16 protein-coding genes are annotated in these 21,300 nt (G+C 71.6%); 6 read left to right on the top strand and 10 right to left on the bottom strand.

The features are described from left to right. Positions 1–165 precede the first annotated feature (165 nt). The 3 genes from NAEX_RS26580 to NAEX_RS26570 are packed head-to-tail and all read left to right on the top strand — an operon-like array spanning position 166 to position 3,860. Positions 166–1,884 (top strand): DUF1592 domain-containing protein, encoded by a 1,719-nt coding sequence (locus NAEX_RS26580; RefSeq protein ID WP_170136026.1) that lies wholly within the window; start codon positions 166–168, stop codon positions 1,882–1,884. Positions 1,885–1,898: 14 nt separating this feature from the next. Continuing rightward, entirely contained in the window at positions 1,899–3,266 is a 1,368-nt protein-coding gene (locus NAEX_RS26575) for a DUF1552 domain-containing protein (RefSeq protein WP_143140307.1), read from the top strand. An 18-nt stretch (positions 3,267–3,284) separates the two neighbouring features. Continuing rightward, positions 3,285–3,860: an alpha/beta hydrolase gene (locus tag NAEX_RS26570; RefSeq protein WP_096330282.1), complete on the top strand. Its 576-nt coding sequence runs from the start codon at positions 3,285–3,287 to the stop codon at positions 3,858–3,860. 66 nt (positions 3,861–3,926) lie between these two features. Here NAEX_RS26570 and NAEX_RS26565 read toward each other — a convergent pair whose 3' ends face one another. After that, entirely contained in the window at positions 3,927–4,676 is a 750-nt protein-coding gene (locus NAEX_RS26565) for an SDR family NAD(P)-dependent oxidoreductase (protein WP_096330281.1), read from the bottom strand. Between the two features lie 99 nt (positions 4,677–4,775). After that, positions 4,776–5,690, bottom strand: coding sequence for a LysR family transcriptional regulator (locus NAEX_RS26560; protein WP_096330280.1), 915 nt, complete (start codon positions 5,688–5,690; stop codon positions 4,776–4,778). Positions 5,691–6,519: 829 nt separating this feature from the next. Here NAEX_RS26560 and NAEX_RS26555 point away from each other — a divergent pair. Then, entirely contained in the window at positions 6,520–7,404 is an 885-nt protein-coding gene (locus NAEX_RS26555) for a hypothetical protein (RefSeq protein ID WP_143140306.1), read from the top strand. A gap of 44 nt (positions 7,405–7,448) precedes the next feature. Here NAEX_RS26555 and NAEX_RS26550 read toward each other — a convergent pair whose 3' ends face one another. From NAEX_RS26550 to NAEX_RS26535, 4 genes are all read right to left on the bottom strand, one after another. Beyond that, positions 7,449–8,144 (bottom strand): acetoacetate decarboxylase family protein, encoded by a 696-nt coding sequence (locus tag NAEX_RS26550; RefSeq protein WP_096330278.1) that lies wholly within the window; start codon positions 8,142–8,144, stop codon positions 7,449–7,451. A gap of 225 nt (positions 8,145–8,369) precedes the next feature. After that, a complete protein-coding gene (locus tag NAEX_RS26545) occupies positions 8,370–9,389 on the bottom strand; it encodes an FAD binding domain-containing protein (protein WP_096330277.1) in 1,020 nt (339 codons plus the stop codon). Beyond that, entirely contained in the window at positions 9,389–11,845 is a 2,457-nt protein-coding gene (locus NAEX_RS26540) for a xanthine dehydrogenase family protein molybdopterin-binding subunit (protein WP_096330276.1), read from the bottom strand. Before NAEX_RS26540 ends, NAEX_RS26545 begins: the two co-directional genes overlap by 1 nt. Further along, a complete protein-coding gene (locus tag NAEX_RS26535) occupies positions 11,835–12,350 on the bottom strand; it encodes a (2Fe-2S)-binding protein (protein ID WP_170136025.1) in 516 nt (171 codons plus the stop codon). Before NAEX_RS26535 ends, NAEX_RS26540 begins: the two co-directional genes overlap by 11 nt. Before the next feature lie 291 nt (positions 12,351–12,641). Between NAEX_RS26535 and NAEX_RS26530 the strand changes: the two genes are divergently transcribed. Next, positions 12,642–13,880, top strand: a complete 1,239-nt coding sequence (locus NAEX_RS26530) for a hypothetical protein (RefSeq protein WP_096330275.1) — start codon at positions 12,642–12,644, stop codon at positions 13,878–13,880. A 210-nt stretch (positions 13,881–14,090) separates the two neighbouring features. On the opposite strand, the gene NAEX_RS26525 is transcribed toward NAEX_RS26530, so the two are convergent. After that, entirely contained in the window at positions 14,091–15,281 is a 1,191-nt protein-coding gene (locus NAEX_RS26525) for an SO2930 family diheme c-type cytochrome (protein WP_170136024.1), read from the bottom strand. 31 nt (positions 15,282–15,312) lie between these two features. Next, the gene (locus NAEX_RS26520; RefSeq protein WP_143140305.1) at positions 15,313–16,707 is read right to left on the bottom strand and encodes a parallel beta-helix domain-containing protein; all 1,395 of its coding nucleotides are present in this window, start codon (positions 16,705–16,707) and stop codon (positions 15,313–15,315) included. A gap of 233 nt (positions 16,708–16,940) precedes the next feature. On the opposite strand from NAEX_RS26520, the gene NAEX_RS26515 reads away from it, so the two are divergent. After that, complete coding sequence (locus NAEX_RS26515; protein ID WP_096330272.1) at positions 16,941–19,175, top strand: alkaline phosphatase D family protein; 2,235 nt, start codon at positions 16,941–16,943, stop codon at positions 19,173–19,175. 132 nt (positions 19,176–19,307) lie between these two features. On the opposite strand, the gene NAEX_RS26510 is transcribed toward NAEX_RS26515, so the two are convergent. Then, positions 19,308–20,327: a hypothetical protein gene (locus NAEX_RS26510; protein WP_096330271.1), complete on the bottom strand. Its 1,020-nt coding sequence runs from the start codon at positions 20,325–20,327 to the stop codon at positions 19,308–19,310. A gap of 170 nt (positions 20,328–20,497) precedes the next feature. After that, a complete protein-coding gene (locus NAEX_RS26505) occupies positions 20,498–21,250 on the bottom strand; it encodes a LolA family protein (RefSeq protein ID WP_096330270.1) in 753 nt (250 codons plus the stop codon). Between the last annotated feature and the right edge of the window lie 50 nt (positions 21,251–21,300).

Raw genomic sequence — 21,300 nt, 5'->3', positions numbered from 1 at the left:
GACGTCGTGACCGTTGGGGCGTGCGTCGCACCGCCGGGGTCCCTGGCCCTCGGGACATCCGACCCCTCGCCGCGTCACAGCCCCGTGAACGCGCGCCCCTGTGGCCTTGACACGATCTTCGTCGCCGCCGCAAACATGAAAGCTGCAGGGGACGCGGAGGTGAGGATGCAGCGGCGATCGATCAGCGCATCATTGTGGTTGTGCACGGCCGCGGCCGGCTGTTACAGCGGCGCCGCCAGCACGAGCGACGGGCCCGACACCGGCGCCACCGCGGCGACCGACGGCACCACCGACGCGGCGCCGACCACCGGCGAGCCGACCACCGGCGAGGCCCCGCCGGCGGAGGAGTGTCAGACCATCGACCTCTCGCCGACCCCGCTGCGCCGCCTCACCCGCGCCCAGTACGACTACACGATCCAGGACCTGCTCGGCGTCGCCGACGTCCCGTCGAGCGCGCTCGACGGCCTCGACGCCAAGGTCGGCACCTTCGACAGCAACGTCGTCGTCCCGCTCGACACCATCGGCGTCACCTCGCTGGCCGACATCGCCGAGCAGGTCGCCGGCGCCGCCGACCTCGTCGGCCTGGTCCCGTGCGACGTGCAGAACCTCGCCCCCGACGCGCCCGAGCTCGGCGCCTGCGTCCGCGACTTCATCCGCGACTTCGGCGCCCGCGCGCTGCGCAAGCCGCTGACCGCCGAGGAGGTCGACCGCTACGTCGGCGTCTACGACCTCACCCGCGCGCTCGCGGGCGAGACCCCGGCCACGGCCGTGCGGCAGGTGATCGCCACCATGCTGCAGTCGCCCTACTTCCTCTACCAGGTCGAGCTCGGCACCGGCGCGCCGGACGAGCGCGGCTGGACCCCGCTCGGCGACCACGAGCTGGCCGCGCGGCTGTCCTACTTCCTGTGGAACAGCATGCCCGACGACGCCCTGCGGGCCGCCGCCGACGCCGGCCAGCTGCAGGACGACGCCCAGCTCCTCGCGCAGCTCGAGCGCATGCTCGCCGACGAGAAAGCGCGGCGCGGCCTCGGGGCGTTCGCGGTCCAGTGGCTCGAGCTCGACCACCTCGACTGGGTCGAGAAGGCGCCGCACCCGCTGGTGCCGGAGTTCGGCGACGACCTGCGCGAGGCGATGAAGCGCGAGGCCGCCGACTTCATGGCGATGGTGATCCGCGACGACGACGCCCGCCTCTCGACCCTGCTCACCGCCCCTTATTCGCCGGTCCCCGACGAGCTGCTGCCGCTCTACGGCCTGGCCCAGCCGGCCGAGCCCGGGGCCTACGTCCAGCTCGACCCGGCCCGCCGCGCCGGCCTGCTGACGCAGGTCGGCTGGCTCGCCACCCACGCCAACCCCGGCCAGTCGTCGCCGGTGCTGCGCGGCGTCGTCGTGCTCGAGAGCCTGCTCTGCACCTTCTTGCCGGCCCCGCCGAACAACATCTTCCCGCCGCCGCCCGACCCCAACGCCACCACCCGCGAGCGCTTCGAGAAGCACTCGAGCGAGCCGAGCTGCGCCGGCTGCCACACCTTCATCGACGGCATCGGCTTCGGCTTCGAGGGCTACGACGCGTTCGGCGTCGTGCGCGAGCTCGAGAACGGCCTGCCGGTCGACGAGAGCGGCACGCTGCGCGGCTACGGCATCACCGAGAAGGACTTCGACGGCCCCGTCGAGCTGGCCCACCTCCTGGCCGACGACCCCGTCGTGCGCGACTGCGTCGCCTTCCAGTGGACCACCTACGCGCTCGGGCGGATCCTCGCCACCGCCGACACCTGCCAGGTCGCCGACCTGCAGGACCGCTTCGCCGCGCACGAAGGCGACATGCGCGCCCTGCTCGGCGACATCGTCACGAGCCCCGCCTTCCGCACCCTGGTGTTCGCCGCCAAGTGAAGGAGCCGCCCGCCATGACCGCAACGAATCATCGCAAGAGCGGCCGCTGGGGCCGTCGCAAGCTGCTGCAGGCGCTCGGGCTCGGGGCCGCGTGCGCCCCCTTCATTCCGCTGCTCGACGCCCGCGGCGAGACCGACCCCGCGCCGCGCCGCCTGATCCTCGTCTACACGCCGCACGGCACCCTCCACAAGTTCTGGAACCCGACCGGCACCGAGACCGACTTCGTCCTGCCCGAGCTGCTGGCCCCGCTCGCGCCGTATCAGCACGACAACCTGATCGTGCTCAAGGGCATGCGCCTCAACGGCCAGGGCGGCGCCGGCCCGCACACCCGCGGCATGCCGCTGCTCTTCACCGGCTCGGAGCAGCTCCCCGGCGACAAGTACAAGCACGGCGGCGCCCCGCCCGACGACCCGCTCGGCTGGGGCGGCAACGTCAACGCCTCGATCGATCAAGTCATCGCCCAGGGCCTCGCCGGCACCACCCCGCTGCACTCGCTGCACCTCGGCTACCAGGTCGGCGGCGTCCACGTCGCCAACCGCATGTCGTTCACCGCGCCCGACACCCCGACCGAGCTGTACGAGAACCCGCAGCACGCCTACGACCAGCTGTTCGGCCTGGCCGCGCTCGACAAGGAGGCCTACGAGCGGCTCAAGGCCAAGCGGATCAGCTCGATGGACGTCGTGCGCGCCGAGCTCGAGGGCCTGCGGTTCAAGGTCGGCAGCGACGAGCGGCCGAAGATCGAGTCGCACCTGGCGGCGCTCGACGACATCGAGACCGCGCTGGTCAACGGCTACCAGTGCGAGGTCCCGCCGCTCGGCGAGCCGATCGATCACGTCGCCAACGAGTCGAGCGCCGAGGTGCTGTCGCGGCACATCCAGCTGATCGCCGCCGCGCTGCGCTGCGACCTCACCCGCGTCGTCACCCTGCAGGTCGCGCGCGGCGAGTGGGACGCCAACACGTACCCGTGGATCCCGGCGCCCATGACCGACTTCCACCACGCGCACACCCACAACGCGCCCGAGGGCAGCGAGGCCGAGGCCTATCTGCGGGGGATCCGCCGCTACTACGCCGAGAAGATCCGCGAGCTCGCCGACGCCCTCGCCGCCGTCCCCGAGGGCGACGGCACCATGCTCGACAACACGATGATCGTGTGGGGCACCGAGGTCGGCCACGGCCAGACCCACCAGTTCACCGAGATGCCGTTCGTCGTCGTCGGCGGCAAGACGTTTTTAAACTCGGGCCGCTTCGTCACCCACCAGGACGTCGCCCACCACCGCCTGCTCGTCGGCATCCTCCACGCGATGGGCCAGACCTCGATCGACAACTACGGCGAGAACGACGTCGACGTCGGCTCCGGCCCGCTCCCCGGCCTGCTGCTGTAGCGGTTATCCTGGGCGGCGATGCCTCGCCTCCTCGTCGTCCCGCGCTGGGCCGGGACCCCGCGCTCCGACTACTACCCGTGGCTGGTCGACGCCCTCGCGGCCGCGCCCGGGCGGCCGCTCGACCCGGTCGTCGTCGCCGACCTGCCGAACCCGGGCACCCCGCGCCTCGACACCTGGCCGCCGGCGATCGCCCGCCTCCTCGGCGACGACCCGGCTGTCCTTCAGGACACCTTCGTCCTCGGCCACAGCGTCGGCTGCCAGGCCGCGCTGCACGCCCTCGCCGCCCTGCCCGCGGGCGCCCGGGTCGCCGGCATGCTCGCCGTCGCCGGCTGGTGGACCGTCGACGAGCCGTGGCCGACGATCCTCCCCTGGCAAGACAACCTCCCCGACCTCGAGCGGGTGCGCGCGGCCGTGCCCCGGCTCACCGTCCTCCTGACCGACGGCGACCCGTTCACCCGCGATTACCACGCCAACGCGGCGCTGTGGCGGGGTCGGCTCGGCGCCGAGGTCGAGGTCGTCCCGGGCGCCCGCCACTTCAACGCCGCCCAGGAGCCGGCCGTCCTGGCCGCCCTGCTCCGCCTCGCCTCCGCGTGACCCGCCTTCTTTATCAAGATGACCCCGAGGGCATGTCTTCATGAACATGCCTCCCTGGACATCTTGTCATACCTGGGAGAGCCCGCCGTCGACCACCAGGTCGATGCCCGTGCTGAAGCTGCTGTCGTCCGAGGCGAGGAACAGCACCGCCGCGGCGAGCTCCTCCGGACGGGCGAACCGACCCAGCGGCGCGGCCGCCCGCATCGCCGCCCGCGCCGCGTCGGCCTGCTCCTTGCTCGAGAACTGGCCGTCGATGATCGGCGTGTCGACCGGACCGGGGCTGAGGTTGTTGACCCGGATCTTGCGGTCCTTCAGCTCGGCCGCCCAGGTGCGCGCGAACGACCGCATCGCCGCCTTGCTCGCCGCGTAGGTCCCGTACTCGGGCAGCCCCATGAGGTGGGCCGCCGACGACACCAGCACGATCGACCCGCCCTGCGTCATCAGCGGCAGCGCCTTCTGCACCGTGAAGAACGTCCCGCGCGCGTTGATGGCGAAGGTCCGGTCGAAGTGCTCCGGCGTGGCGTCCGCGAGCGTGCGGCGCTCGACGAACCCGGCGTTGGCGACGACGACGTGGACGACGCCCTTGTCCGCCGCGACCCTCGCGTACAACCGATCGAGATCCGCCGGTTCGGCGACATCACCCCGCACCGCGGTGACGTTCCTGCCGATCGCGGCGACCGCGGCGTCGAGCTCGTCGCCCCGGCGCCCGCTGATGAACACGTGCGCGCCCGCGTCGACGAATTTCTTGGCAGTCGCCAGGCCGATGCCGCTGCTGCCGCCGGTGATGACCGCGACCTTCCCGCTCAACTCTCCCATGACCGATCCTTTCCTGTCTCGAGCCGCGCCCGTGACGGGCGCGGCCCGGAACATGAGCCACGAGGTGCGGCGGCAGAACTGCCGGCCGCGGAATACGAGCTATTCCGGCCCGCGCAGGCGCAAGCTCGGGTGCTCGGCGAACACCTGCGCCAGGAAGTCGACCAACACCTTGACCTTGCGAGGCACGCGTCGTCCCCCTGCCGCCACGGCGTGGATCGGGTAGAACGCCGGCGTGTCGTCCGCGAGCACTCGCACGACCGCGCCGGACGCGACCTCGGCCGCGAACAACCAGCTGGCGGTCTGAGCCAGACCGAGCCCGGCGAGCACCGCGGCGCGGATGTACTCGGCGTCATTGGTTCGCATCGGCCCGCGCGGCAAGAACCTCAGCGCTCGTTCGCCGCGGCGGAACTCCCACGGGCGCGGCTTGCCGTCGAACACGAAGGCGACACACGCATGGTGGGCCAGCTCCTCGGGGTGCTTCGGCTCGCCGTGGCGCTCGAGGTAGCCGGGTGTGGCCACCGTCACCGCCTCGATGCTGCCGATCCGGCGCGCCGACAGCGACGAATCGGCGAGGCGCCCGATTTGGATCGCGACGTCGATCCCGTCCTCCACCAGGTTGACGTGCCGCTCTGCCACGGCGAAGTCGAGCGCGACACCGGGATAGCGGGCGAAGAACTCGGGCAGGCGCGGCACCACGTACATGGCCCCGAACCCGGCCGGGATCGCCACGCGCACCGAACCTTCAGGCGCGCTCTGGTGACGGCTCACGCGCGACTCCGCGGCCTGCAGCTCGCCGAGCAGGCGCACCGCCGAATCGTAGTAGTCGCGCCCGGCCGCGGTGACGCTGAGCCCGCGGGTGGTCCGGCGCAGCAGATGGGCGCCCAGGCGCCGCTCGAGCGCCGCGATCTGCTTGCTCACCGCCGGCTGCCCGACGCCCGCCGCCTGGGCCGCCTTCGAGAAGCTGCCGGTCTCGACGACCCACGCGAACAATTGCATGACGGCGAATCGGTCCATGCGACGCGCGAGTCTGCCCCGGGCCGCCCGCGCGTGTCCACGCTCGCGGGCGGTTCTGCGGCGCCTCGCGGCCCCGCCCGCCCGCGGCCCCGGACGCCACCACATGTCTTATGCGACATGTCTTCGAGAACACGTCGATTCCCCGACCTTGACGGCGCGCCGGCGTTTGCGGGATACCCGGCCCATGGCTCCCCCGCCTCCTGCCCCTGCTCCTCGTCGTCGCCGCCGCCTGCGGTGACGACGGCACCACCCACCCGGCCGACGCCGAGGCGCTGTTCGCCGCCTGGGCCGCGCCGACCGGCGAGGTGTTCGCGGGGGGCAAGGCCGGCACCGTGCTGATCGGCCAATGATCGGTGCGGCGATTCGCTCCCTAACCTCGAATGAGAGGCGTGAATGCCGGCAGCGCGCGCATCCTGCGATTCCGCGCCGTCGACTCGCCGGGCCCCGTGCACAAACCACGCCCGCGAAGCAGTCCGGCGATCTACGGCGCATGCGGTGAGCCTCCCCGGCCAGGCCGCCCGGCGCTGATGCACGTCCTGCTCGCGCGCAAGCCCGGACGATCCGCCGCACGCTGTCGCCGCGAACGCCGACCCATCGGTTCGCTTCCGCGACAGCCGTCACCGCGGGGCAGGGGCCTGCCGCGCCGCCCCGTTGCCTCACATCTGCCCGCGCGGGCCTGCCTGAATCCGCCCCATCAATCGCGCGTTTCCTCCCATGAATGATCGCCGGCACCCTCCTCGCGGCCGCAGTCCTGTTGTTCACAGCCACACCTGGGTCCGCGCCGGGGCTCGCCTGCCTCCTCTTCGCGGCCGCAGCGTTGTCGTTGTTCGTGACGCCTCGGCCCGCGCGGACGATCGCACGCACCTTCCTCGCGGCCGCAGCGCTGTTGTTGCTCGCCATCCCGCGGTCAGCGCAGGCCTGCAGCAGGCCCTACCGGACTCAGTTCGATCTGTTCGATCAGGCCACGCGCGTGGCCGAGGTCCGCGTCGAGCAGACGCCCGGGCGCCGCGAAGCCGGCATGGCCAGGCTCCGCGTGCTGCGGACGCTCAAGGGCTCTTCGCGCGCGACCCTCGAGGGGAAAGAGACCAACACCAGCTGTCACGTCGGCTATCGTACCGGGCGGCGCGCCGTCGTGTTCCTCGGCCCGCACGGCGAGACGCTCGCCTATCACGAGCGTCGCGCCAGCGACCCGCTGGTCCTCGCGCTGCGGGCCTTCGTCGCCGCGAAAGATCCCGACGCCCGCGTGCGCGCCCTCGTCGACGCGATCGCCACGGGGCCCGCAGGGGTGAAGGACGAGGCCGCATGGTATTTGGCGAACCGGCCGGAGCTGCTCGCGCGCATCGACCTGTCCGCGCGCGAGCGCCTGCTCGCCGCGGCCGAGCCGCGCGACCAGCCGCTGCTGGTGGTCCTCGCGCGGCTCGAGCTCGACTTCCCCGCGCCCCCGCCGAGCCACTACCGCAACTACTACGCCGACCTGGCGGCCCTCCTGCGGCCGCGCGACGAGCTCGACGACCTCGGCGTCGAGGCCCTCGCCGGGCAGGTCGAGCGTGGCCGGGAGGGCTACGATCCGCAGCGGATCCGCGCGATGGACCGCTGCGAGCGGCAGACCGGGCGCATGCTCTATCCGGTGCTGCGTTACGGCCAAGGCCCGTCCGGCCACTTCTGGACCGAGCTCGCCAGGTCCTGCCGCACCGGGGAGCCGGTGAAGCGCTGACGGGCTTGCCTTTCGGACATGCCTCGGAGGCCTGTCCTGAAGTACTAGCCGTCGGCCGGCCCCATGTCCTCGACGCCGCCGGGGTAGACGAACGAGTCGCGCGGCGAGTAGAAGCTGGCGGCCGGGATGATCTGCAGCGGCGACGCCGGGCGCAGCGCGTAGACCGGGTGGCCGGCGTCGAGGAACTCGATCGACTGCACATCGAACTCGTCGACCAGCTCGCCGATGTAGGGGTAGTTGCCGCCGACCAGGCGGTCGCCGACGCGGGTGACGTACTTGAGGTGCCCCGAGACGGTCACGCCGATCTTCTTGCTCACCTTGACGGTGGTGCGGATCAGCGGCTTGCCGTCGACCGAGGTCGTGGCCGTCAGCGTGTGCGCGTGCAGCTCGAGCTCGGTGGTGCCCGCGCTGGCCGGCACGCCGCGCTCGGCAACGTAGGCGCGCACGACCGGCGACGAGTTGAAGTAGTGGGTGAAGAACCGGGCCGGCGTCGCGCCGTCGGGCGCGAACGAGTCGAGGTCCAGCCCGATGTACGTCAGCGAGTAGGCGCCGAAGCCGACGGTCTGCTCGGCGGAGTCGACGACGTACTGATTCATGTAGATGGCGCCGTTCGGAGCGGGACGCAGGGCGGGCGGCAAGAACTTGCGGCACGCGGCCGGATCGGCGGGGATCCAGCTTGTATAGAGCATCCGGCTGTTGACGACGAGCTGAGGCGCGGCGAGCTGCGAAAGGTCCGTCATGGTGTCTCTTCCCTTCTTTTGAAAGGACGTGGGCTAGGAGCGTCGCCAGCTTAGGCAGTCCCCGTCACGAAGAGAAGCACCGGGCCCGCGCGCGGCCTCGCCCGCGATCGCCGATTCGAGCAAGCTCGCGCGTTCGCGACGGCTGCACTCGCCTGGCGTTCGCGTCCGCGCGCTCCCGCGATTACGGGCGCGCGCCCTGGTGATCGCGGCCGGGCCGCAAACGCCTCACTTGTCGGCGGCGGCCAGCGCCTCGATCGCCCGGCGCGTGTACACGCGGATCATGTCGCGGCGATAGGCCGCCTCGTAGGGCACGTTCTCGAGCGGCTTGCACTGCGCGTAGGCGGCGTCGGCGACCATGCGCGCCAGAACCGGGTCGCCGAACTTCTTGCCGACGACGTCGTCGAGCTTGCCGAGCGTGCGCGGCTTGGAGCCGAGCACCCCGACGACCACCTTGACCGTGGCGACGGTCGCCTCGTCTTCCCCGAGGTCGAAGCGCAGCGCCACGCTGACCAGCGGGAAGTCGATGCTCTTGCGCACCGACCATTTGACATACGTCGACCGCCGCGGGCCCTTCGGCAGCGGCACGCGCAGCTCGGTGGTCACCTCGCCGGGCTTGGCGTTCGTGTGGGCCAGGCCGTCGGCCTTGTAGTACTCCTCGATCGGCAGCTCGCGGACGCCCTCCGGGCCCGCCTGCACGATCGTCGCGTCGAGCGAGATCAGCACCGGCACGTTGTCGGAGCTCATCGCCGCCACGCAGTTGCGGCCGCCGGGGACCACGTGGCACACGTTGCCCTCCGACTTCAGGCAGCCGCCGCCGAGCGCCTCGCGCCAGAAGTGGGTCTGGTTGACGTAGCGGCAGCGGGTGTCGAGGTTGACGTTGCCGCCGATGGTCCCCATGTTGCGGATCGGCGGGCTCGCCACCAGACCTGCGCTTTGAGACAGGCTGGGGAGATGCCGCTGCACCTCGGGGTGCTCGCTCAACTGCGACAGCGTCACCCCGGCGCCGATCCGCAGCACCCCGGCCGCCTCGTCGAGCGCGATCCCCCGCAGCGCCGTCACCCGGGACAGGCTGACCAGGACCGGCGGCAGCTCGGCGGGGTGCTGCGGCGTCCCGAGGTGGTGTTTGAGGTTCGGAAGGATGTCGGTGCCGCCGGCGATGATGCGGGCGCCGGGCCGCTGCAGGGCGGACACGACGTCGGCGACGCTCTCGGGGGCGACGACCTCGAATTGCGGCAGGCGCAGCATCAGGCGCTCCTCCGGGGCTGCAGGTCCGCGCGCTTGTGCGGGGCGAGCTGCCCGGCCCGCTCCTGCTCCTCGCGCTGGCGCAGGGCCGCGAGCACGCTCTGCGGCGTGAACGGCAGGCGGTCGAGGCGGATGCCGACGGCGTCGTAGATCGCGTTGGCGATCGCCGGGATGCTCGAGTGCAGCGGCCCCTCGCCGGCCTCCTTGGCGCCGTAGGGCCCGTTCGCGTCGGGCGCCTCGACGATCATCGCCTCGAGGTCGGGCGTGTCGAGGAAGGTCGGCATGCGGTAGTCGAGGAAGCTCGGGCCGACGTGGACCCCGCGGTGGGCCGGGTCGACCGCGTGGCGCTCCATCAGCGCCTCGCCGAAGCCCATGTAGGTCGAGCCCTCGATCTGGCCCTCGACGATCTTGCGCGACAGCGCCTTGCCGCAGTCGTGGGCGATCCAGATCGTCTTGACCTCGACGAGGCCGGTCTCGGCGTCGACCTCGACCTCGGCGACGTGGGCGGTGAACGAGTACGCCGGCGAGGCGCCGATCGTGCCGCCGCGGTACTCGCCGTGGCGGTCCTTCGGCGTGTTGTAGCTGCCGGTCTCGCCGAGCAGGCCGTGGTCGGCCTCGGCCCACTGGAACGCCTGCGCGCTGTCGACGTGGCGCGCCGGGTCCTCGCGGTCGATCGCCATGCGCCCCGCGAGCGTGACCCGCTGGCGCGGCACGCCCCAGCGCTTGGCCACGCTCTCGCACACCTTGCGCCGCAGCCGCTGCGCCGCCTCGAGGCAGGCGTTGCCGACCATCAGCGTGATGCGCGACGAGTAGGCCCCGAGGTCGACCGGGCACAGGTCGGTGTCGGCCGACAGCACGCGGATGTCCTCGAGGGGGATCCCCAGCTCCTCCGACACGATCACCGCCAGCATCGTGTTGCTGCCCTGGCCGATGTCGTTGGCCCCGCTGAACACGCGCGCGCGGCCGCTGCGGTCGAGGCAGATCTGGACCGCCGCCTGCGGCATCTCGTTGGGGTAGATCGGGTAGTTCGTGCCGCTGATGTAGGTCGAGCCGGCGATGCCGATCCCGCGGCCGTAGGGCAGGCTGCGCCGCTTCTCGACCCACCCCGACGAGCGCTCGACCTTCTCGAGGCACTCGAGGAAGCCGGACGAGCCGACGGTGAACTCGTTGACGGTCTTCTCGCCGGCCTTGATCGCGTTGCGGCGGCGCAGCTCGATCGGGTCGAGGCCGAGGGCCGCCGCCGCCTTGTCGAGCTGGATCTCCATGGCGAAGCGCGGCTGCACCGAGCCGTGGCCGCGCTTCGGCCCGCACGCCGGCTTGTTGGTGTAGGCGCGCGTGCTGTCGAACCGGTAGGCCGGGAAGATGTACGGCGAGCACATCAGCTGGCCCGAGTAGTAGGTCGTGACCAGGCCGAAGCTCGAGTAGGCGCCGCCGTCGAGGATCGTGCGCGCGTCGACGCCGAGCAGGCCGCCGTCCTTGGTGAAGCCCGTGCGGTGCTTCATCTTCATCGGGTGGCGGCCGCGGTGGGCGTAGAACACCTCCTCGCGGGTGTACAGCAGCTTGACCGGGCGACCTGTCTTCATGGCCAGCTTGGCGACCACGAACTCGAGGTCGAACGGCTCGCTCTTGCCGCCGAAGGCCCCGCCGAGCGGCGGCTGGATCACGCGGATCTTGTGCGGCGGCAGCTCGAGCACCTTGGCCAGCTCGCGGTGGAGGTAGTGCGACACCTGCGTCGCCGACCACACCGTCAGCACCCCGCCGCCGTCGACGTGGGCGAGCGCGCAGTGGGGCTCGATCGCGCCGTGGGTCGTGCCCTCGAAGAAGTACTCGCCCTCGATCACCAGGTCGGCGCGCTTCAGCTCGGCCTCGATGTCGCCGAACTCGAGCAGCACGTGCTTCGACACGTTGCCCTTGCGCGAGTACGGGTTGATCGTGCCCTCGCGGTCGCGGACCTTGAGCGCCTCCTCGGGGTCGAAGTACGGCTTCAGGACGTCGTACTCGACCTTGATCGCGCGCAGGGCCGCGTTGGCGGTGTCCTCGTCGACCGCCGCGACCGCGGCCAGGCCGTCGCCGACGTGGCACACCTTGTCGACCGCGAGCGCGTTCTCGTCGGGCGTCCACGGGATGATGCCGTAGGGGATCTTGAAGTCCTGGCCGGTGACGACCGCGAACACCCCGGGCATCGCCAGCGCGGCGGAGCTGTCGATCGACTTGATGCGGGCGTGCGCGTGCGGGCTGCGCAGGATCTTCGCGTGCAGCATGCCCGGCAGCTTGAGGTCGTCGGTGTAGCGGGTGACGCCCCGCATGCGCTCCATCGCGTCGACCTTGCGGTGGGCCTTGCCGAGCTGCCACGCCGCCCGGTCGCGCTCGACCTGCTCGCTCGCCCCGTCCGCACCGACGACAGGCGCCTCGCCGATGCCGTCGCCCGTCGCCTCGCGCTCTGCGTCGTCACTCGCCACGGCCAGCCTCCTCGGTGTGCGCGCCGGCCATCACGCGGCTGGCGTCGACCACCGCGTCGATGATCTTGGTGTAACCGGTGCAGCGGCACAGGTTGCCCGCGAGCGCCTCGCACACCTCGGCGCGCGTGACCTCGCGGTTGCGCCTCCGCAGCAGCGCCTCGGCGCTCAGCAGGATGCCCGGCGTACAGAACCCGCACTGCGCCGCGGTGTGGCGGTCGAACGCGTCCTGCAGCGGGTGGACCCCGCCGGCCAGGAGCCCGAGCCCCTCGACGGTGGTGACCGCGCGGCCCTCGGCGTGGATCGCCAGGGTCAGGCACGCGAGCTGCGGCACGCCGTCGATCTGCACGGTGCAGGCCCCGCAGTCGCCCTTGTCGCAGCCCTGCTTGCTGCCGATCAGGTCGAGCCGGTAGCGCAGGACCTCCAAGAGCGTCCAGTGCGGCGGCGCGGCCACATGCACCGGCTCGCCGTTGACGGTCATCGACAGCATGATCGCCGCGGGCGACATGCGTCGACTTTTGCCCGAGCCCCTGGGGCCGCGCAAGCGCGCCTCCGGCCCCACACCGTGCGTAACCTCGCCGCTGCGGCCCGCAGAGGTCGGTCCGCCCGCGAGGCCGAGTGCGCGACGCGCCGCACGCCCCACGCCACGGCCCCTGCGACCCCCGCGAGGCCGGCCGCGCGAGCCGCCGCCGTGTGCAGGTCGCCCGCGTGTTATGCTCGCGCGCCCATGACGGCTGCGCAGGCTCGCGGATCTCGCCGGCATCGCCGTCGCGGCTGCTCCCCACGGAGCGCGCCGGCCTTGCTCCTCGCGGGCCTCCTCACCACGACGGCGCTGGGCGCCTGCGCGATCGAGCGCGGCAAGCAGTGGGGCCCGCCGGTGGTGCCGCCGCTGCCGGCTGTCCCCGAGGTCAGCCTGGTCCTGCTCGGCGACGTCGGCGCGAAGGGCCGCTCCGGCCCGGCGACGGCCGTCGAGCTCGAGCGCGTGCTGGCCGAGCACAAGCGCCGCGGCCGGCCCGCGGTGGTGCTCTGGCTCGGCGACAACATCGGCCCGGTCGGCCCCGGCGACCTCGGCCGCTGCACCGCGCCGGCGGCGGCCTGGCGCGCCAAGGGCCCGGCCGCCCTCTCGCGGGTGGTCCGCGCCCACGCGGCCGCCGGCGGCGCCGTGCTGGCCGCCCTCGGCGAGCAGGACTGGCGCTGCGGCCAGCCCGAGCTCGAGCTGCAGCCGGGGCCCGGGCATGGCCCGCACCCGTGGGCCATGCCCGGGCACAACTACGCGTTCGCCGTCTATCCCGACGGGCATGTCCGGGTCACCATGTCCTGCGCGACAGGTCTCTGCGCACCGGGCCCGAAGGACATGTCCCCGGAGACATCTCCACTGGTCGAGCTGGTGGTGGTCGACAGCGCCGCCTGGCTGGTCCCGCCGGCGGTGAACACCCCCGCGGCCGCGCGCGCCGACCAGAGCGTGGCCGAGCAGGAGGCGCTGCTGAAGGCGCTGGCCGCCGCGCCGTCGCCGTGGCCGCGGCTGCTCGTCAGCCACCACCCGCTCGAGAGCGCCGGCCCGCACGGGGTCGGCGGCCTGTACAGCGACAGCGGCTACTACCTCCACGCCGCGCCGGTGCGCCGGGCGGTCGACGCCGGCCTGTTCGCCGGGGCGCTGTCGGCCCACGACCGCATGCTGCTGGCGACCGCCGACATCGGCCCGGCGACCAAGCGCTCGAGCCGCTACTGGCTGAGGCACCCTGTCTTTCAGGTCATCTCGGGCTCGGCCTCGGCGCCCGACAGCCGCGGCGGGGCGCGCGGCCTGTGGTACTTCCAGGGCACCGCGCTCAAGGCCGAGCTGCAGACCAACCGCGCCGGCTTCGCCGAGCTGTACGTGCGCGAGGACAGCGTCTCCGCGGTGCTCCGCCGCCGCCGCGCCGGCCGCTGGGGCGCAGGGACGGTGACGATCCCGCTCGGCCGCCCGCCCCACCCGGCCGAGTCCCCCTCGCCGGTGATGGACCCCTGCCTCTACTGCGACCCGGTCCCGCCGCGTCAGTGAGGGCCGGCTGTCCCGAAGGTCAGCTCAGCTCCGAGCCACCTCGCCGGGATCGACGCTGCCCCGACACGGCTCTCGCCGAACCCGCGGGCGCGGCCGGTGGCTGTCCATTGGGACAGCTCACCGTGGGGCCCTCGCCGGTGATAAACCCCTGCCCCCGACCCGGTCCCCCGCGCCAGCGAGGGCGGCGGGCGAGCTGTCCCGAACGCCCGCTCAGGGCAGCATCTCGCAGTCCTTCTCCGGCATGGCGGCGATCCAGTCGTGGATCAGCTGCACGCCGCGCTGGTCGATGACCCGGTTCGGCAGCTCGGGCATCTTGATCTCCGGGTCGAGCGAGTTCATGCGGAAGATGACGATGCTGTCGTCCGGCTTGCCGGGGACGATGTCGTAGTGGTGACCGCCGGTGCCCGGGCCGGCGGCCGCCGGCACCTTGCACACGCCGAGCTTGGCCTCGGTCTCCTCCCAGGCGAGGAACACCAGCCCGCTCTTGCCCGCGCCGCCGCCGAGGCGGTGGCAGTGCGAGCAGTTGGCGTGCAGGTACGAGCGCGCGCGGGTGTCGAGCGGCTCGCCGCCGAACGGGTCGACCAGGCGCGGCAGCGCCTGCACGTCGGGCAATGTCCCGGAGAACATGTCCTGAGCGGCGAGCCACTCGAGCTGGTTGACGGTCTGACCGTCGACGACGATCTCGGTGTTGAGCTGGTGGGTGATCGTCCCCAGCAGCTCGGTGGCGTCGTCGCGCTCGTGGCAGCTGCCGCACTGGTCGAGGTTGGGCACGATGTACTCCTCGACCCTGGCCTGACCGTCCTCGTCGATGAACGCGACGTCGACGCGCTCGCCGATCTTGTGCAGCGTCGCCTCGGTCTGCGCGTCGTCCCACAGGTACGTCACCGACTCCCAGGCGCCGGCCTCGCGGTAGAGCAGCCGCGTCTCGATCATCCGCCGGCCCGCCGCCGGGTCGCGGCGGTCGTGGTCGAACCAGAAGTTCTTGATGATCACCGCGCCGTCGGGGAAGCTCCAGCCCTCGCCCTCGGTGAAGCCGATCTTCTCGCCCTCCGGCAGGACGATGAACCGGCCCTTGCCGGCCGCGTCCGACCACAGCGGCGCCGCCACGGTGTACGGCACCACCCCGTCCTTCGGCGCCAGCTCGACCATCGGCTGGACGAAGAAGTCGTAGTCGCTGAGCTTCGGCAGCGGCCACGGGCCCTCGGCCGGGCAACGCGTGGTCCCGGCGCACGGGTCGCCGGTGGTCGGCGCGGTGGTGTCGCCGGTGCTCGCGTCGGTGCCCGGGCCGCCGGTGCCGGTCGTCGTGTCCGTCCCGCTGGCCGCCTCGGTCGCCGCGCCGCCGGCGTCGCCGCAGCCGGCGGCCGCGACGACGAGGAGGGCCGTCAGTACATGGCCTCGCATACATGTCCTCCGGGGCATGTCGTGCGCCCGCTCAGCCGGCCGGCAGCTCGGGCAGCGTCTGGTGCTGGCAGGTGACCGGCTCGAGGTCAGTGCTCTTGTTGGCGAGGCCGCCGCACAGGTCGAAGTTCAGGTAGTCGGCGTCGCCGTTCTGCCACAGGCAGTTGACCAGCGCCGGGTCCATCGCCATCGCGTCGGGGTCGAGGCAGCCGTCGAACAGGACGTCGGCCGCCGGCACGCCGGCGACGCCGTCGACCGGCGAGGCCGGCATCATCCCGTTGTCCTCGAAGCTGTTGTCGTGGACGTAGTTGCCCTCGGCGTACTGGTCGAAGTTGGGGTCGTCGGCCGGCTCGAGCCCGATCGCCTCGTTGTAGCTGACGATGATCACGCCGGTGGTGCGGTTGCCGCGGATGATGTTGTCGCGCAGCTCGTTCTCGTCGGCGGCCAGGATCATGAAGCCGACGCCCGGCGGGACCGCGGCGACCGCGGTGCCGGGGATGCCGAAGTTGTTGCCGTTGTTGTTCTCGACGATGTTCTCGTAGCAGAGCGTGCGCTTGCCGTCCTGCACCGGCAGGCCCGGGAGGTTGAAGATCAGGATGCCGGCGGTGTTGTTGTACGTGTGGTTGCGGCGCACCGTCGCCCCGGTCGAGTTCTCGATCTCGATGCCGGCGACGTTGTCGTAGGCCTCGTTGTCCTCGACCAAAATGTTGGTCGACTGGCCGACGTAGATGCCGGCGTCGCGGGCGCCGATGACCCGCGAGTTGCGGATCACCACGCCGGTGCTGCCGACCGGGTAAAAGCCGTAGGCGCCGCTGTCCATCGACTCCTTGGCCGCCCACTCGACCGAGATGTCGTCGAAGGTGATGTCGGCCACGTCGTCGCCGCGGATGCCGTCGCCGGGGGTCTCCTTGACGGTGAACGACTGCACCGTGACGCCGTCGCCGCTGATCTTGATCCCGTTGGCGCCGAGGTCCTGGTCGCTGAAGTCGAGGATCGTCAGGTCGCGGCCGGCGCCGCGCAGGGTCAGGTTGTTGGCGGAGATCGAGATCTCGGTGTTGAGCGAGAAGGTGCCCTCGGCCATGCAGACCACGTCGCCGTCGGCCGCGTCGAGCAGCGCGCCCTGCAGCGCGGCCACGTCGTCGTCGCTCGGGCTGACGAAGGCGTCGCAGTCGGCCGGGATCTCGGCGCCGGTGGTCGGCGCGGTGCTGCCGTCGGTGTCGGTCGAGGCGTCGGTGTCGGTGCCGGTCGGCTCGGTGCCCGCCGTGCCGTCCGTGCCGTCGCTGCCCTGGGTGCCGACGGTCGAGTCGCCGGTGGCGTCGGTGTCGCCCTTGTCGTCGCCGCCACATGCCCCGAGGGACAGGCTGAGCGCGAGGCCGGTGGCGCCGGCGCGCACGGAGGAGAAGAAGCGACGAGGACCAGGAGACTTCATGCCAGACATCGCACCCTTCATACCCGATGCGAGCGGCACGTCGCCAGATCGACAATCGCGTGACAACTTCTTCACGCACCGCTCGGTCGTCGCTCCCGTGAGCGCTTCTCTGGCGCTCGCGCGCCGCATCGCGTCATGCGCCGCTTCGATGAGCCGCGGCAAAACGCACGGGGCGCGGACCCGCGAGCGTCTGCGCGGACTGCGATACAGTCGCTCGCCGGAGCCACCGACTCATGACTCAACGATTCTCTCGCCGCCAATTCCTGCGCGCGACGCTCGTCAGCGTCGTCTCCGCCGGCCTGTCCGCCTGCAAGGGCGACGGCGACGGAACCACCGACAGCGACGGCTCGACGGGGACGGACGGCACCGAACCGACCGGCAGCACCGCGCCGACCACCGGCGCCGAGGAGCCGCTGCTCGACGGTGCGGCGTACTTCCCTCAATCGGTGGCGTCCGGCGACCCGCGGCCCGACAGCGTCATTCTGTGGACCCGGGTCGACGACGCGGCGGCGGGCGACGGTGATCTCGAGCTCACCGTCGAGCTGGCGACCGACCCCGAATTCACGACGCGCGTCGAGCTCGACGCCGCCAGCGCGACCATCCCCGCCCGGGTGATGTTCGACCGCTGCGCCAAGGCCAAGGTCAAGGGCCTCGAACCGGCGACCGTCTATTATTATAGATTCGTTCACAATCGCGAAGACGGTCGGTACGCCAGCCAGGTCGGCCGAACCCGCACGGCGCCGGCTCCTGACGCGGACGTCGCCGTCCGCTTCGCCTACGCCTCGTGCCAGGATTACAACGGTCGCTATTATAATAGCTACCGCGGCCTGCTCGCGCAGCCGGACCTCGACTTCTTCGTCCACCTCGGTGATTACGTCTACGAAACTACCGGCGACCCGACCTTTCAGGCGGCCGGCCGCGGGATCGCGTTCTCCGACACGGCGGGCGCGATCGTGTTCAACGAGGGCAGCGAGTCGGAGTACTTCGCCGCCAGCAGCCTCAGCAACTACCGCGAGCTGTACCGCGGCTACCGCTCGGACCCGGCGCTGCGGCGCGTCCACGAGAGCCTGCCGATGATCGCGGTGTGGGACGACCACGAGTTCAGCGACGACTGCTTCGGCGCCACCGCGACCTACTTCGACGGCCGCGTCGACGAGCGCGACGAGGACCGCCGCAAGCACGCCAACCAGGCGTGGTTCGAGTACATGCCGGTCGACTTCGGCGACGACGCCTTCGTGTACGACCCGAGCAAGCCGCACCCGCAGGACATCACGATCTACCGCGACTTCCGCTTCGGCAAGCACCTCCACCTGGTGATGACCGACCTCCGCAGCTACCGCCCCGACCACCTGATCCCCGAGGACGGGTTCCCCGGCGCGGTGGTGCTCGACGAGGCCGCGCTGGTCGAGCAGCTCGGATCGATCCCCGAATTCGCCACGCCCTACGTCGAGGACATCGACGCCTATCAGGGCGGCATCTACAAGGACGCGCTGGCGGCCGCCGCCGACGGCCTCGGCTTCGACCCAGCGCTCGTCACCGGCAAGATCGACGCCGGCTTCATCAACAGCACCCTGGCGAGCGTCGAGGACCCGACCCCGCCGATCGACGAGGCCGAGCTGGCGACGCTGCCGCGCGGCCTGTCGTTCCTCGGCCTCGGCAAGCGCAGCTTCAACGGCTCGATCGGCGCCCGCTACTTCGTCGTCAAGCCGGCCTTCGACGCCTGGGCGGCCGCCCGCGCGGCCGCCCAGCCGACCTCGGTCGACGTCATGGGCCAGGCCCAGCGCGAGTGGTTCCTGTCGACGATGAAGGGCTCGACGGCGACGTGGAAGGTGTGGGGCACCGAGATCACGCTGATGCCGCTGGTGATCGACCTGACCGCGTTCCCGATCGAGCCGTTCAACCAGCTCTACTACATGAACGTCGACCAGTGGGACGGCTTCGGCCCGGCCCGCGACGCGCTGCTCGGCGAGCTGGCCGCGGTCGACAACGTCGTCGCCATCACCGGCGACATCCACGCCTTCTACGCCGGCACGCCGATGGTCGCCGGCGCGCCCGAGCAGAAGATCGTCGAGCTGGTCGGCGCCGGCATCAGCTCGACGCCGTTCCAGTCGCTGCTGGTCCTGCAGGTCGCGGCCGACCCGACCCTCAGCAGCCTGCCCGGCGCCGGCATGCTGGCGTCGGCGATCGACGCCCTGTTCACCGGCACGACCACCAACCCGCACCTCGGCTTCGCCGACTCGAGCCGCAACGGCTTCGTCAGCGTGGTCGTCGACGGCGCCGAGCTCAACGCGACCTTCCACATGCTGAGCGAGGACGTGTCGCTGACCGACTACGAGGGCATGGACGACGCCCTCGCCGGCAAGTTCAAGCGCGAGAAGTTCCAGGTCAAGGCCGGCCAGCGCGACCTCTGGCGCGACTTCTCCGGCACCTTCAAGCGCTGGGACCCGACCACCAACATGTGGGTCTGACCTTTGGGACCTGCTCTCGGGAGCATGTCCTCCAGGACATGCCCTTAAGGCGAATAAAACGCGGCCACCGCCGATGCGGTGGCCGCGGTGGGCCGCCCCGGGCTCCCTCCCCGGGACGCGCTCACGGAAGGCTCAGGGGGCGTTGAAGATCAGGGCGAAGACGGCCATCTTGGCGCTGCCGGCGGTGCCCGTCAGGCCGGTCGCGTTGCCGCCGATCTCGACGGTGAACTTCTCGGCGATCGACGGGTTGAGCAGGACGAACACGCCGTTGCTGCTGGTGCCGTCGGTGTTGAAGCCCATCCCGTCCTCGTTGAGGTAGCGGATCGCCGCGGTCGAGGAGTCGTTCTCGGGCACGACCACCGCGCCGGCGACCGGGGCGCCGCCCTGGCGCACGAGGCCGACCACGCCGCCGCTCTCGCCGAGCGGCAGGGCGTCGACGACCGCCTGGTCGGCGTCGGTCATGAGGTAACCTGACCATTCGGTCAGCTTGGCCGTGGGCACGCCCCAGATGTCGTGGATGCCGTTGAGCGGCGGGTACAGCGTCGAGCCCTCGTACGGCTGGGCCAGGCCGGTGGCGGTGAGGTAGTAGTCGCCGCCGCCGACCACACCGATCACGCCGATGCCGGTGTTGACGGGGGTCTCGGAGGTGGCGTCGATGCGACCGTCGGCGCCCGAGGTGACCTTGACGATGTCGACCGCGCTCTCGATCCCCTGGATCGCGGCGAGGGCGCCGACGACCCGCAACTCGGTGTTGGCGATCGGCTCCCCGGTGGCGAAGTCGGTCAGGGTGCCGATGAAGCGGGTGTTGCCGCACTCGGCCCGCGCGCCGCAGACGGCGTCGGTCTGGCTGTCTGTCCACTTGATGCACGACTCCGACTCGCAGTCGGCGTTGGCCGTGCACGCCGTGCCCTCGGCGCCCGCGCCCGGCATCTGCATGCCCTCTTCGCACACGCCGCCGGTCGTGGTCGGCGCGGTGGTCCCCTCGGTGTCGTCGGTCGTCGTCGTGCCCGCCGTCGCGTCGTCGGTGGTGCCGGTCGGCGTCGTGCCCGCGGTCGGCTCCTCGGTGTCGCCCGCGGTGCCCGTCGACCCGTCGGTCGCGGTGGTGCCTTTGTCGTCGCCGCAGCCGACCGTCGCGACGAGCGCGGTCAGCAAGCCCAGGGTAACCAGTGAAGTGCGCTGCATGGTCGTAGTCGGCGCCACGGTACACAGCCGAGACGCGCCGCGCAACCAACGCCGCGCGCCGCGATCGCTTCCGCAAACGCGAGCGGGCCCGCACGCCGCGCGCGCGGGCCCGGGCCCTCACCGCGGACACGAAGCCGCGCTCACTGCCTCGTCTCGACGTAGCCCTTCGGCACCGCGTACTTGAAGTCCTTGGCCGCCAGGTTCTGGTTGCTGGCGACGTCGGTCAGCACGAAGTGGTTGGTGCTGTTGTCCTGGGCCCGGACCACGAACGAGTCGACCCGGCCCGTGAGATCGTCGACCACCAGCAGGAGCGACTTGTAATGCGGGTTCTGCTCCTTCGGCTTGAGCTCGATGACCTTGTGGCCCGGCATGCCGTAGCTCTTGGCCTGCTGCTCCGGCGCCATCCGCACCTTGAACTCCTTGATCAGCTTCTGCCCGCCGAACAGAAACTTCATCGCCCCGGCGAGGTTCGAGTTGCCCTCGACCTTCTGGCTGACGACCTGCCGCGTGTCGTGCTCGACCACCCAGAGCTTCTGGCCGTCGACGTAGAAGTCGGGGTCGGCCTTGCCCTCGTAGTCCCACACCATCATGCCGGGCTTCTTCAGCCGGAGGTCGCCGCTGCTGACCGTGCGCGTGCCGTAGACCGGATGCACGTAGGTCTGCTTGAACTTGCAGGTGAGGTCGGTGGTGCCGTCGTAAAACGCCTGGACCGAGGCGAGCACGGCCGAGGCGGAGGGCTTGACGTCGGGCGCCGCAACCGGCGCAGCGGCCGCTCGCGCGGCGGCCCCCTGGGTCACGCTCAGGGGCAGCAGCGGAGCGTCGATCGCGTCGGCGAGAGCAACATCGCTGCAGAAGAGGCCGAGAGAGAGCGCGCAGATCGTGAAGGCTTCCATGGTTTGAGCTCCTGGGGCGGGCGCCCCGTGGCCAAGGAGACGGGCGGAGG

This window comes from Nannocystis exedens, assembly GCF_002343915.1.
Lineage (GTDB): Bacteria > Myxococcota_A > Polyangia > Nannocystales > Nannocystaceae > Nannocystis > Nannocystis exedens.
Note: the sequence above shows the minus strand (reverse complement) of the source record. Positions and strands in the feature narration are given on the sequence as shown.

What these genes read in the sequence shown, in the direction of transcription:
- NAEX_RS26580 (WP_170136026.1), top strand. Translation starts at nt 166, where the DNA reads ATGCAGCGGCGATCGATCAGCGCATCATTGTGGTTGTGCACGGCCGCG.
- NAEX_RS26575 (WP_143140307.1), top strand. Translation starts at nt 1,899, where the DNA reads ATGACCGCAACGAATCATCGCAAGAGCGGCCGCTGGGGCCGTCGCAAG.
- NAEX_RS26570 (WP_096330282.1), top strand. Translation starts at nt 3,285, where the DNA reads ATGCCTCGCCTCCTCGTCGTCCCGCGCTGGGCCGGGACCCCGCGCTCC.
- NAEX_RS26565 (WP_096330281.1), bottom strand. Translation starts at nt 4,676, where the DNA reads ATGGGAGAGTTGAGCGGGAAGGTCGCGGTCATCACCGGCGGCAGCAGC.
- NAEX_RS26560 (WP_096330280.1), bottom strand. Translation starts at nt 5,690, where the DNA reads ATGGACCGATTCGCCGTCATGCAATTGTTCGCGTGGGTCGTCGAGACC.
- NAEX_RS26550 (WP_096330278.1), bottom strand. Translation starts at nt 8,144, where the DNA reads ATGACGGACCTTTCGCAGCTCGCCGCGCCTCAGCTCGTCGTCAACAGC.
- NAEX_RS26545 (WP_096330277.1), bottom strand. Translation starts at nt 9,389, where the DNA reads ATGCTGCGCCTGCCGCAATTCGAGGTCGTCGCCCCCGAGAGCGTCGCC.
- NAEX_RS26535 (WP_170136025.1), bottom strand. Translation starts at nt 12,350, where the DNA reads ATGTCGCCCGCGGCGATCATGCTGTCGATGACCGTCAACGGCGAGCCG.
- NAEX_RS26525 (WP_170136024.1), bottom strand. Translation starts at nt 15,281, where the DNA reads ATGCGAGGCCATGTACTGACGGCCCTCCTCGTCGTCGCGGCCGCCGGC.
- NAEX_RS26520 (WP_143140305.1), bottom strand. Translation starts at nt 16,707, where the DNA reads ATGAAGTCTCCTGGTCCTCGTCGCTTCTTCTCCTCCGTGCGCGCCGGC.
- NAEX_RS26515 (WP_096330272.1), top strand. Translation starts at nt 16,941, where the DNA reads ATGACTCAACGATTCTCTCGCCGCCAATTCCTGCGCGCGACGCTCGTC.
- NAEX_RS26505 (WP_096330270.1), bottom strand. Translation starts at nt 21,250, where the DNA reads ATGGAAGCCTTCACGATCTGCGCGCTCTCTCTCGGCCTCTTCTGCAGC.